This window comes from Psychrobacter sp. 78a-MNA-CIBAN-0178 (assembly GCF_040309625.1).
In the GTDB taxonomy this organism is placed as follows: domain Bacteria; phylum Pseudomonadota; class Gammaproteobacteria; order Pseudomonadales; family Moraxellaceae; genus Psychrobacter; species Psychrobacter okhotskensis.
This window is the reverse complement of the sequence record NZ_JBEOOZ010000042.1, coordinates 1-12,157: the sequence shown is the minus strand read 5'-3', so window position 1 is coordinate 12,157 and position 12,157 is coordinate 1. Positions and strand designations below refer to the sequence as shown.

The 12,157-nt window shown below is 44.1% G+C and carries 8 protein-coding genes, 1 tRNA gene and 1 pseudogene; 6 read left to right on the top strand and 4 right to left on the bottom strand.

Features of this window, described 5'->3' with window-relative positions:
- Nucleotides 1-1,164, top strand: coding sequence for an IS256 family transposase (locus AAEY80_RS13720; protein WP_350588481.1), 1,164 nt, complete (start codon nucleotides 1-3; stop codon nucleotides 1,162-1,164).
- A gap of 81 nt (nucleotides 1,165-1,245) precedes the next feature.
- Here AAEY80_RS13720 and AAEY80_RS13715 read toward each other — a convergent pair whose 3' ends face one another.
- The 4 genes from AAEY80_RS13715 to AAEY80_RS13700 form a co-directional block, all read right to left on the bottom strand.
- On the bottom strand, nucleotides 1,246-1,962 hold the full coding sequence (locus tag AAEY80_RS13715) for a hypothetical protein (protein ID WP_201583349.1): 717 nt from the start codon (nucleotides 1,960-1,962) through the stop codon (nucleotides 1,246-1,248).
- A gap of 332 nt (nucleotides 1,963-2,294) precedes the next feature.
- A tRNA-Ser gene (locus tag AAEY80_RS13710) sits at nucleotides 2,295-2,385 on the bottom strand.
- A gap of 122 nt (nucleotides 2,386-2,507) precedes the next feature.
- Entirely contained in the window at nucleotides 2,508-3,692 is a 1,185-nt protein-coding gene (locus AAEY80_RS13705) for a type I glyceraldehyde-3-phosphate dehydrogenase (protein ID WP_201576639.1), read from the bottom strand.
- A 201-nt stretch (nucleotides 3,693-3,893) separates the two neighbouring features.
- Nucleotides 3,894-5,834, bottom strand: a complete 1,941-nt coding sequence (locus AAEY80_RS13700; protein WP_201576638.1) for a DEAD/DEAH box helicase — start codon at nucleotides 5,832-5,834, stop codon at nucleotides 3,894-3,896.
- A 341-nt stretch (nucleotides 5,835-6,175) separates the two neighbouring features.
- On the opposite strand from AAEY80_RS13700, the gene exaC reads away from it, so the two are divergent.
- The 5 genes and pseudogenes from exaC to AAEY80_RS13675 all read left to right on the top strand — a co-directional run.
- On the top strand, nucleotides 6,176-7,702 hold the full coding sequence (exaC, locus tag AAEY80_RS13695; protein ID WP_201576636.1) for an acetaldehyde dehydrogenase ExaC: 1,527 nt from the start codon (nucleotides 6,176-6,178) through the stop codon (nucleotides 7,700-7,702).
- Between the two features lie 96 nt (nucleotides 7,703-7,798).
- On the top strand, nucleotides 7,799-8,827 hold the full coding sequence (gene adhP, locus AAEY80_RS13690) for an alcohol dehydrogenase AdhP (RefSeq protein WP_025650611.1): 1,029 nt from the start codon (nucleotides 7,799-7,801) through the stop codon (nucleotides 8,825-8,827).
- A gap of 343 nt (nucleotides 8,828-9,170) precedes the next feature.
- On the top strand, nucleotides 9,171-9,497 hold the full coding sequence (locus tag AAEY80_RS13685; RefSeq protein WP_025650612.1) for a DUF779 domain-containing protein: 327 nt from the start codon (nucleotides 9,171-9,173) through the stop codon (nucleotides 9,495-9,497).
- A 194-nt stretch (nucleotides 9,498-9,691) separates the two neighbouring features.
- Entirely contained in the window at nucleotides 9,692-11,335 is a 1,644-nt protein-coding gene (locus AAEY80_RS13680) for a GMC family oxidoreductase (RefSeq protein WP_350588480.1), read from the top strand.
- 542 nt (nucleotides 11,336-11,877) lie between these two features.
- Nucleotides 11,878-12,157, top strand: a pseudogene (locus tag AAEY80_RS13675) (ABC transporter substrate-binding protein); the annotation flags it as partial.

Genomic DNA, 12,157 nt, shown 5'->3' with positions numbered 1-12,157 from the left:
ATGAACAGCTTCGATGACATCAAAGACTTCCAAAAGCAGCTCATGCAATCGTTTATTGATACCGCCCTAGAAGCTGAGATGGAAGACCATCTTGGCTACCCTAAGCATGAGAAAGCAGATAAGCCAAATAAACGCAATGGGCATACTAAAAAGACCGTCCGCAGTGACACAGGCGATCTTGAGATATCCACCCCAAGAGACCGTGATGGCGACTTTGAACCTGCTTTAGTACGTAAGCATCAAACCCGTATTAGCGGCCTTGATGACAAGATCATATTCCTTTACGCCAAGGGTCAAACCACCACTGAGATTGTAGAGAGTATCAAAGAGCTCTACGATGTCGACATCTCAAGCACCCTGGTTTCAAGAGTCACTGACAACATCTTAGAGGACATCACCGCTTGGCAGAACCGGCCATTGAGCAGTGTTTATCCTATCGTCTATTTGGACTGCATCGTCGTGAAGATACGTCAAGACAAGCAGATCATCAACAAAGCCATTTACTTAGCGCTAGGTGTTGCTCTTAACGGTAAAAAAGAGCTGCTTGGTATGTGGTTATCAGAGAATGAAGGCGCTAAGTTCTGGCTAGGGGTTCTCACTGAACTACAAAACCGCGGGGTGCAAGATATCCTCATTGCTTGTGTCGACGGCTTAAAGGGCTTCCCTGATGCCATTAACACCGTTTATCCCAACGCTCAGGTTCAGCTGTGTATCGTGCATATGGTGCGTTACTCCATGAAGTTTGTACCATGGACGGATAAAAAGGCCGTAGCGGCTGATTTAAAGGCCATCTACGGCGCTGATACGCTTGAGATGGCAGAGGCTAACCTTGAGCACTTTGATGAGACTTGGGGCACAGAGTACCCGCATGTGGTCAAGTCTTGGCGCAATAACTGGGAGGGCTTAACGGTGTTCTTTAATTACCCTAAAGACATCAGAAAAGCCATCTATACCACCAATGCTATTGAGTCACTGAACAGTGTGATTCGGACGGCGGTGAATAAGCGTAAGGTGTTCCCCTCTGATCAGGCAGCATTCAAAGTGGTGTACTTAGCCACCCAGCAGGCATCCAAAAAGTGGTCGATGCCCATCCGTAACTGGACGTCTGCTTTAAATCGCTTTATGATTATGTTTGATGATCGTATTAGTAAGCACTTAATCTAAATGGCAGTTACACAGAATTCGGGATGGGCTCCCCTATCAGTAATTGATTGGGGCTTTTGGTTACACTATATTTCGCTGTTTTTATTTTTCTGGTCCACCAAAGTAAATACCTTTACTTTTATTAGCATCTGTACCGAGGACAATTAACTCACCATCTTCATTTATTAATGCTACTCCAGTTAAAGTCTCCGATGGAGCTGAGCAATTAGCTGCACCAAACGTGACAGTGGTGTCAAAGTATCTTTGTGAACTAGACAGAGTAAGCTTACCTTTCATTTCACAATTATAATCATCTATACCTGTAAAACTACCATTTTTACCAAATTCAATGGTCACCTCTCCGCCCTCAGGATCACCTGTGATATAAGCATCTCCGAAGAATTTTTTATTATTTTTTACATCAGATAGCTTCTGTTTTCTAGCGGATAATGCTTCGTTATAGTCTACCTTGTAAGTTGTAGACCTTACAGGTACATCAAATATTTGCCCTTTGAGCACTTTTGAAGTTTTGTAATCACCTGTGACAGTCATATCAAAAGCATTTCTGTAATAATATGAGTAGTTTTTCCCTTTGACGCTAAACTCACCATTATTTCCAATTATATTTTCGTTCGTATTAACGAATCCTAAAACATCACCATCTGAATCATTGTCAGAATAAATAACCCAAAGTCTCTTTTTATCATCTACCAAACCTTCTGCTATCTCGTTTTGTCCAGTGACACCATCATAAATACCTGATACCAATTCATATACAGCTTCATTTGGCTTATCATCTGGTACAGCAGGCGGTTCCACTGTATCAGTAGGCGGCTTGGGGGGGTTTAGGAACATTGGGAGTAGTAGAAGTATTCGGTGGTGAGGGTATGCCAGGTTTAACCCCAGGTCTAGAATCATCGCTTCCACAACCAAAAAGGCTTATGCTTATTGAAACCAATAATATTGTTTTTTTCACTCTAGCTGCCCTCAAAATATATTAATTAATTATAAAAAAGAAGAGAATAAACATTATTTGACTGGCAAGCAACATTAAAGTAAGTTATTTTCACAACAATAATATAACCATTAGTTATTAATCATTTTAAACATAAAAAAAGCCCCAATCATTACTGATTGGGGCTTTTCGAATTTGGCGGAGACGGAGAGATTCGAACTCTCGAAGGGCTATGAACCCTTGTCGGTTTTCAAGACCGGTGCATTCAACCGCTCTGCCACGTCTCCATTTGTGCATCATTATAGCGATATGAAATAAGAATGCAAGCGGTTCATATTAAAAAAATGAAATTAATTTGAAGATGTTTTTAAATCAATGACTTATCATTTGTCCTAAGCTCTTTATTCAGCTATTTACTCGAAGCTAAATGCAAGCACATATCTAGCAGCCTGTTGGCATAGCCCCATTCGTTGTCGTACCACGCAAAAACCTTATACTGCTCGCCCACTTGCATCAACTGCTGACCATCAATGATGAGCGACTCAGGCTGATGTATAAAGTCACTTGATACCAATGGCTCATCGGTATAGGTCATGATATCGAGCAAACGACCTTTGCTTGCCGCTTTAAGCACGTCTCGAACTGCTTCTATACTGACATCAGGGATATCAAAGACAAAAGTGACATCAATAGCGGCCACATCAATGGTTGGCACTCTGATTGAGTGGCCGTTTATCTTGCCGACCATCGCTGGCAATACGCGCTCAGTGGCCGCGATACTGCTGGAAGTCGTAGGAATAATATTGTGGCCAGAGGCTCGCGCGCGCCTTGGGTCTCGATGCGCTTGATCGAGCACGGTCTGATCAGCGGTGACGGCATGAATCTCAGTCATCATCGCTGACTTAACGCCGAACACTTTATCAAGGGTAGCAATCAGCGGCACCAATGCCTGCGTGGTACAAGAAACGCTCGATATAATCGGCAGCTCACGCGTGAGCTCATCGGTATTGACGCCCATAACGATACAAGCATCAACATCATCAAAGGGCGCTGCGCCGATGATGACTTGCTGAGCGCCCGCCTCAATATGCAGCTTCGCTTGCTCATAAGAGCGAAAGTGCCCTGTACATTCTAGCACTACATCCACGCCTAACTCCTGCCACGGTAGGTTTTTTGGATCGGGCTCTGAGAGCATCTTAATACAGTACGTTAAATTGTTCTTCGTCAGACACAGCTGAGTGTCGTTATTAATAATGGTGCTGCTATCATCTTTACTAGCATTGACGTCACTCATCACAAGATCAGCGCTAACACCCAATCTGGTTAGACGACCATGGGTACTATCGAATTTTAGCAAATGCAGCAGAATATCAGGCGGTGCCAAATCATTAATTGCCACCACATGAATGGCTCGGCCTAACACCTCAAAGCGCTCTATCAATGCACGCAGCACATTGCGCCCTATACGACCAAAACCATTGATAGCGACCCTCAGTGGCTGTGTGTGCTCGCCAGTGGCATGAAACGTCGCTGCTACTGCGTCAGACGTCAATTGATAGGTGGCGCTAGAAAAATTAGGCGTAACATCAGACATAAAAGGGTATCGCTATAAAGGAAGGTATATAAGTTAAGCGCTGCACATTCAATGCTCTAGAAAAACCAACATATTCATACGTATGATGATTGGTTTTAATATATGACTTAATAAATAAATGACTTAATAAATAAATGGCTGAATCAATAAATGGCTGAATCAATAAATTGTTTAATAACTTGAATATTGGCTAATTGCTCGCTATGGCGTGATAAAAATCAGAGCCAAACGAATGGTATTGTAATCGATGCTTTGCTTAAGATGGTCAAAGATTGGGCGCAGCTTAATGCTGCCATCATCATTAAAGTCGTTTGGATTGTTAGCGACTTTAATCGCCACATAAGCGTTGCCTACTGCTGTCATCACCTCATCATCTGGACGTAAATGATCACAGGCGAGGCTTGGGTCTTGCGACTTCAATTCACCAATATGACGCATAATGGTCGACTGTGACAGCTGACGCGCTTGCGATATTTCTGCAATCGACAAGCTCTCTTCTAACAACACCCTTGTTGCTAGTAAGGTGCTATCAGACTTATCAGAAACCTGGTTGCCCAGTTTTTGTTTTTTATCGAGCTGCGCCTGCTGTTGCTCGCGGCGTTTTTTCTGCAAATTGGCATACGCATCAATCACCGACTTGCTCAAGGTACCGCCTGACTTTAGAATGAATTTCTCGTGCGCCTGCGTCATGCTCTCCTCATCGAGCATCGCATAATTGGCATCAGCCTCATCAGACAATACCAAAAAGCGTTTATCCGCGCCGCGTGCGAGCGGATCAAGCTGCAAGCTCATGTCATTCATACCAAGCAGCTGTAAACCTGCTAATGACTTTAGCCGTGATAATGCCACATAACCTTGTCCTAGCTCAAAGGTGCGCGATAAATCAATCTCTGCCGCATCAAGGGTCATACCTTGTGATTTATGAATGGTAATCGCCCAAGCTAAGCATAATGGCACTTGCTCATAGCTTGCCAGTATATCGCCAGTTTCATCTTCGATTATCCATTCTTCAGGCTCAGCAATGACTTCACGGCCAGAATTCAGCCTAACCACAGGCATTTTTTGTGTGGTTGGTTTTTTTGTTTTTTCTTTGTCTTTTTTTGCGGTGCCTTTTTTATGGATAGCCGTCTCTTCATCATTATCGGCAGTATTATCTGTATCCACATCGATGTCGTCACTTGCAATCAATGCATCACTATTGTCTTTGCTGTCATCGACCTTGACGGCTGCAAAGCCTATCAGTTCACCCATGGTGCCGTTGGACACACCAAGCTCAGTGTTGTTTTTGATAAACATCACCTTGGCACCAACTTTGAGAATCAGCTCATCTTGAGTACGTACCGTCTTTTTGAGTGTCTCAACCAGCTTGCTATCACCAGTCGCCGTGGCTGCAAAACGCATCATCTCGCCATCTAACGCAGCTAGCTCTTTGTCATTGATTTTATTGACGTTGAGATTATGGGTATAAAGACGGGTACGTTTGATATCGACGTTTTGATCAAAGGTGGCCTCGAGCGCCGCAATCGCTTCAAAGGTCACTTCTTGCCTGCGAATTTGATTGAGAATATCATCCAAATCAAGACCGCCATTAGCCGCCTCACTGACTTGCCGATGCTGCTCAGACAGATAGCAAATATGAAACTTAGCATCGAGCCAAGCTTCAGACATAAAGGCAAATTTTTCACGGTTGGTTTCACCCTTGCTGCCAATCGGTGGCAGCTGGAAGAAGTCCCCAGCAACGACAACCTGAATACCACCAAACGCTGCATCATTTTTGCGTACATGCTTAAGCACTTGGCTGACCAAATTAATCTGCTTGGCGTGCAGCATCGATATCTCATCGATAATCAATACCGCAGTATCTTTTAATCTATCTGCCAAAAACTGCTTGCGCGATAGATTGCTTAAATCACGATCAGTCAGCTCATCCTTGATACCAATGCCCGACCAACTATGAATGGTCGTACCGTTCATGTGCGTGGCAGCAATCCCAGTACTGGCAGTGACCGCCACTGGCACACGGCGTGCGCGTAGATAATCGATGTATTGATTGAGTGTATAGGTCTTACCTGAACCTGCTGAGCCAGTCAAAAAGACATTTTGACCTGTTTTTAGGATATCAAGAGCAGAAGATTGACGCATATATTCAAACCAACCAATAACTTAGAAGAAAAAGAAAAGAGAGCAGCCATCAGCAATTTTATAAATGCCGTAGCCTAAAATATTGGCAATAATTATAACAGCTACATCCACTTTACGAACCCTTTTAACTGACACATTTTCCATAACTAAATTTTATGAGTTAATTCATTAGCTATTATTAAATGTGAGTATAAATCTGCTCAAAATTTGAGTAGTATGAAGTGAGAACTTGATCAGGAAGATTCGGTGGCGATGAGATAAGCATTTATTTTACACGATGATGTAATAAATAATTGCTTATATATGACTTGCCTCATACATAAAACAACAAGGAGCAGTTAATGTTATATCCCTATCCAAACACAGAAAAAAGCCAAGTCCAATTCCGCGAAAAATATGACAACTTTATCAATGGTGAATGGGTTGCACCTGTTGATGGGGAATACTTTGACAACACCAGTCCCATAGATGGCAAAGTCATTTGCCAAGTTGCCCGCTCAAAAGAAGCTGACATCGAAAAAGCCCTAGATGCGGCTCACGCTGCCAAAGATGCGTGGGGCAAAACCAGCGTGACAGAACGCGCCAATATCCTCCTCAAAATCGCTGACAAAATGGAAGCCAATCTTGAGTCTATCGCCATTGCTGAATGTTATGAAAACGGCAAACCGGTGCGTGAGACACTCGCAGCAGACATCCCGCTAGCCGTTGACCATTTCCGTTATTTCGCCAGTGCCATTCGCGCTCAAGAAGGCGGCATCAGCCAAATCGATGACGATACCGTTGCCTATCATTTCCATGAGCCACTAGGCGTTGTTGGTCAGATTATCCCTTGGAACTTCCCTATCCTAATGGCCGTGTGGAAACTGGCTCCTGCGCTTGCTGCGGGTAACTGTGTGGTTCTCAAACCTGCTGAGCAAACCCCTGCCTCTATTCTCTATATGTTAGAGATTATCGGTGCGGCTGACCTGTTACCTAAAGGCGTACTAAACGTCATTAATGGCTTTGGTGTCGAAGCTGGTAAGCCGTTAGCTTCTAACCCTCGTATCAATAAAGTGGCCTTTACGGGTGAGACCACAACCGGTCGCCTCATCATGCAGTATGCCAGTGAAAACATCATTCCTGTGACCTTGGAGCTGGGCGGTAAGAGTCCAAACATCTTCTTCGCTGATATCATGGATGAAGACGATGACTTCTTGGACAAAGCGGTTGAAGGCCTAGTGATGTTTGCGCTGAACCAAGGTGAAGTCTGTACCTGCCCATCACGTGCACTGGTACATGAGAGTATCTATGATGAATTTATCAAACGCTGTATCGCCCGTGTTGAAGCCATCAAAATGGGCAATCCATTAGATACGGAGACGATGATTGGGGCACAAGCAAGCTCAGATCAATTAGAGAAGATCCTATCTTATCTAGATATCGGTAAACAAGAAGGCGCTAAAGTATTGGTCGGTGGCGAGAGAGCCACACACGACGGTGATCTGGGTGATGGCTATTACGTGCAGCCGACTATCTTTGAGGGCACTAATGACATGCGCGTGTTCCAAGAGGAAATCTTTGGACCGGTGCTTGCGGTAACGACTTTTAAAGATGACGAAGATGCGATGAGAATTGCCAACGATACGTTATATGGTCTGGGTGCTGGTATTTGGACGCGTAGTGTACATAAGGCATATCGCTTCGGACGTGGTATTCAGGCGGGTCGCGTATGGACGAACTGCTATCACATCTATCCGTCGCATTCTGCATTCGGTGGTTATAAACAGTCTGGTATCGGCCGTGAAAACCATTTGATGATGCTTGATCATTATCAACAAACCAAGAACATGCTGGTGTCTTACGATCCTAAAAAAATGGGGTTCTTTTAAGCCCCAGTTCGAAGCACTTTGCAATCGAGGTTGCAAAGTGTGTTAGGTACATTCACAGATTATTTTTATGCAGAAAATCTAACAAGGAAGAACTATATGAGCAATAAGATGAAAGCCGCCGTATTACATGAGTTTAATCAACCATTACAGATCGAAGAAGTTGATATTCCAACGCCAGGCGCGGGTGAAATCGTTGTCAAGATGCAAGCCTCCGGTGTCTGTCATACCGACTTGCATGCCATTGAAGGCGATTGGCCCGTCAAACCAAGTCCGCCATTTATCCCTGGACATGAAGGCGTTGGCCTGATTACTGCCGTTGGCGCAGGTGTGACCCATGTAAAAGAAGGCGACCGCGTTGGTGTGCCTTGGCTCTACTCTGCTTGTGGTCACTGTACCCATTGTTTAGGCGGCTGGGAAACCTTATGCGAGCGTCAACAAAACGCAGGCTATTCAGTCAATGGTAGCTTTTCAGAATACGTACTGGCCAATGCCAACTACGTCGGTATCATCCCTGAAAGTGTTGACTCGATAGAAATTGCACCCGTTTTATGCGCAGGCGTCACCGTGTACAAAGGTCTAAAAATGACCGATACCAAGCCTGGTGATTGGGTCGTTATTTCTGGTATCGGTGGTCTTGGTCATATGGCAGTACAATACGCCATTGCCATGGGACTCAACGTTGCGGCAGTCGATATCGATGACGAAAAGCTCGCATTTGCCAAAAAACTAGGCGCGACCATTACCGTTAATGCAAAAAATACCGATCCTGGCGAGTATCTAAAAGAAGAAATTGGCGGTGCCCATGGTGTGCTAGTAACAGCCGTATCTGCTATCGCGTTCGATCAAGCGTTAAGCATGGTTCGACGTGGTGGCACGGTGGTCTTTAACGGCTTACCAACCGGTGACTTCCCTGTCTCTATTTTTGATACGGTGCTCAACGGTATTACCATTCGTGGCTCCATCGTTGGTACGCGACTCGACTTACAAGAGTCGCTGGACATGGCAGCAGCAGGCAAGGTAAAAGCCACCGTTACCGCGGAGCCGTTAGAGAACATCAACGATATCTTTGAGCGTATGCGTAACGGCAAAATCGAAGGTCGCATTGTGATTGACTACAGTATGTAGTTATAGTTTATTCAGTTTAAAAGAGAGACAAGGCAACCGAGCGCAGATGTATATGTGATACCTCAAGTGAGGTTAACGCTGTAACTCTTTTATAGAGGATTGACTATATTGCTTGTGAGATTTTGATATTGTCTTAATGCTTCACACATTTAATCACAAACCATCAGTCGTATCGTTTTCATTCACATGCTATAAGTGATGTGAGTGAAAACGATACGGCTTTTTATATTCTCGCCCAATATGGGTATGAGGTTTATGCTTAATAAGACTCCTATACTTAATAAGACACTCGTACTTAATGAGACGTCTTCTACAATCATATTTTAATGATAAGGAAATCATTATGAACGTTACAGCGACAGAATCCTGCGTAGACTTGATTGAGCTACTTAAATCCAAGCACGGTGAACTGATGTTTCATCAGTCTGGTGGCTGCTGCGATGGTAGCTCGCCTATGTGTTACCCGCTAGGTGAGTTTAAGGTAGGCGGCCAAGATGTATTGGTCGGTGAGATTGCTGGTTGTCCATTTTATATGGGCAAAGCGCAGCACAAATTATGGCAAAATACGGATTTGACCATTGACGTGGTGGACGGGCGTGGCGCCAGTTTTTCGTTAGAAATACCAGAAGGTAAGCGCTTTATCGTACGTTCAAAAGTTTGCTCAATATAAATATGCTAATCGATAACACGCCCTAGGTAACATCACAGAACTTATCAATAGGCTCCTAGTGATAGTCTATTTTCTCTATCTACACGCTCTAGTCATTTTTATTTTATTATTCTGGCAAAATAATAGATACTGTAAAGCATAGCTTACTTTGAAAAGCTCGTTTTGATTGGCATGGATGCTATAAGGAAGATAAAATGGAACTTGATAAAACGTTTGATTACGTCATCGTGGGCGGTGGCTCTGCAGGCTGTGTGCTTGCCAGTCGGCTGACAGAAAATCCAGACATCAGTGTCTGTTTATTAGAATATGGTGGTGAAGGCAAGGACCTCGCAGTTCGTGTGCCTGCTGGGCTGATTTTGATGGTACCAGGTAAGCCATTAAAGTTAAATAACTGGTGCTTTCACACTACCCCTCAAACTCATCTCAATAATCGACGCGGCTTCCAACCACGTGGGCAATGCTTAGGTGGATCATCCGCTATCAACGCCATGATTTATACCCGTGGTAGTGCGCTAGACTATGAACGCTGGGTTGAGCAAGGTTGTAAAGGTTGGGGGTTTGAAGATGTACTGCCCTACTTTATCAAAGCAGAAAACAATGTACACGGTGCCGATAAACTACACGGTGACAGCGGACCGCTGCATGTTAGTGACTTACTCAGTCCGCGCGATATCTCCAAAGCATTTGTAGAAGCGGCCGTTGCCAATGGTCTTGATCACAACTCAGATTTTAATGGTGAAAAGCAAGACGGCGCAGGATTGTATCAAGTCACCCACTTCCATGGAGAAAAGCAAGGGCAACGCTGCTCTGCCGCAGCCGCCTATCTACATCCCGTTCAAAATCGTTCGAATTTGACCGTCATTACCCATGCGCAAGCCAACCGTGTCATTATTGAAAACCATCAAGCTGTTGGCGTGGCGTACGAAAAAGACGGTGTCGAGCATCGCGTGATGGCACACCAAGAGGTTATACTATCAGGCGGTGCTTTTGGCTCACCTAAAGTCTTAATGTTATCAGGCATTGGTCCTGCTGAGCATTTGCAGGCGCACGGTATTGAGGTCGTGGTCGATGCCCCTGAAGTCGGTGGCAATCTACAAGATCATCTGGATGTAGTTTTTGATTATGAAGTGAATACCAAAGATGTCATTGGGGTTGGCTTGGCGACTATTTCGACCTTAACCAAGAGCATACGCCAATGGAGAAAGGATGGCACTGGCCTATTGTCTACTAACTATGCAGAAGCGGGCGCGTTCTTTAGCGTCGGTGATGATCCAAAAGAATGGCCAAATACCCAATTGCACTTTGTGATCTCGCGCGTGATTAACCATGGCCGTGATATCAAACGTGGCTTCGCTGTCTCTTGTCACACCTGCTACCTACGTCCTGAGAGTCGCGGTACGGTCAGGCTGGACTCTGCCAATCCCTCAGATGCGGTATTGATTGATCCAAACTATCTATCACACCCTAAAGATGTAGAGTACATGGTAGCAGGCGCTGAGCGTACGCGCGCCATCATGCAAGAATCTCCAATGGCCGAATATATTACCGAAGACTACCCTGCCCCCTATATCGAAAAAGATGGCATGCTTGGCTATATTCGCAATAAGTCAGATACCATTTACCATCCGGTGGGCACTTGCCGCATGGGGTCAGATGATAACTCCGTAGTCGATTTAGAATTAAAAGTGCGCGGCGTCAGCGGATTACGCGTGATTGATGCGTCGGTCATGCCAACGTTGATTAGCGCCAATACCAATGCACCAACGATTATGATTGCTGAAAAAATGGCCGACCTTATTAAAGCCAACCATCATCATATTGAGCTAGCCGCGTCATAAAATACGTTAGGATGGAATGGGGTAAGCAGCTTATTGTGGCTGCTTTTCTTTAACAAGCTTATCTATTCAAAACTTGATATTCAATCAAATGAGAATAAGCTGATGGTATAAAAATGTGGCTCATATTTTTTCGTTGCTATCTTTAGAACTTATTTAGGCAATTTTATATTAGCAGCCTATGTTCTGGTTTTTAGAATACTGAAAAAAATCGACAAGCGACGTTAGTTTACTGAATTCAGTAACGACTAATAAATTCGGCAATAAAGATATTAAAACGGTACATTTTCTATCAAAATTATCTTAGAGATGCCTTGCATTAGCAGTGTTTAACAGAGTATATTTAAACGACTTATTTATATCAGTATTTTTTGCAAACCTGACTGACGGTTTATAGAACCTGATGCATTTTTTATTTGCTTATCAACAATACGATATAAACAATTGCTTTAAAGGGAATTAAAAGGACGTCAAGCATATTTATGGTTCGCAAACGAACTTATAAAGATGCTTGGCAACTAATTATAATTACATAGGATGTAATAATGCAAAAATCACTTTTCAAATTGACCCTGTTGGCGACGGTTATCTTAGGTATCAGCGCCTGTAGCGGCGACAACAAAACCACTGACGGAACTGCCGCCAGCTCAGACGCTAAAGCCGCGAAAACCCTACTTTATTGTTCAGAAGGCAGCCCTGCTGGCTTTGATCCCGCACAGTACACCGCAGGTACTGATTTTGATGCGAGCGCCTATCCTATCTATAATGGCTTGGTGGAATTCAAAAGAGATGGCACTGAGATTCAGCCAGCCTTAGCCGAAAGCT

Bases quoted from the DNA above. Each gene is read 5' to 3' on its own strand.
- AAEY80_RS13705 (WP_201576639.1), bottom strand. From the start codon at position 3,692: ATGTCTGATGTTACGCCTAATTTTTCTAGCGCCACCTATCAATTGACG.
- AAEY80_RS13685 (WP_025650612.1), top strand. From the start codon at position 9,171: ATGAACGTTACAGCGACAGAATCCTGCGTAGACTTGATTGAGCTACTT.
- AAEY80_RS13720 (WP_350588481.1), top strand. From the start codon at position 1: ATGAACAGCTTCGATGACATCAAAGACTTCCAAAAGCAGCTCATGCAA.
- adhP (WP_025650611.1), top strand. From the start codon at position 7,799: ATGAGCAATAAGATGAAAGCCGCCGTATTACATGAGTTTAATCAACCA.
- exaC (WP_201576636.1), top strand. From the start codon at position 6,176: ATGTTATATCCCTATCCAAACACAGAAAAAAGCCAAGTCCAATTCCGC.
- AAEY80_RS13680 (WP_350588480.1), top strand. From the start codon at position 9,692: ATGGAACTTGATAAAACGTTTGATTACGTCATCGTGGGCGGTGGCTCT.
- AAEY80_RS13700 (WP_201576638.1), bottom strand. From the start codon at position 5,834: ATGCGTCAATCTTCTGCTCTTGATATCCTAAAAACAGGTCAAAATGTC.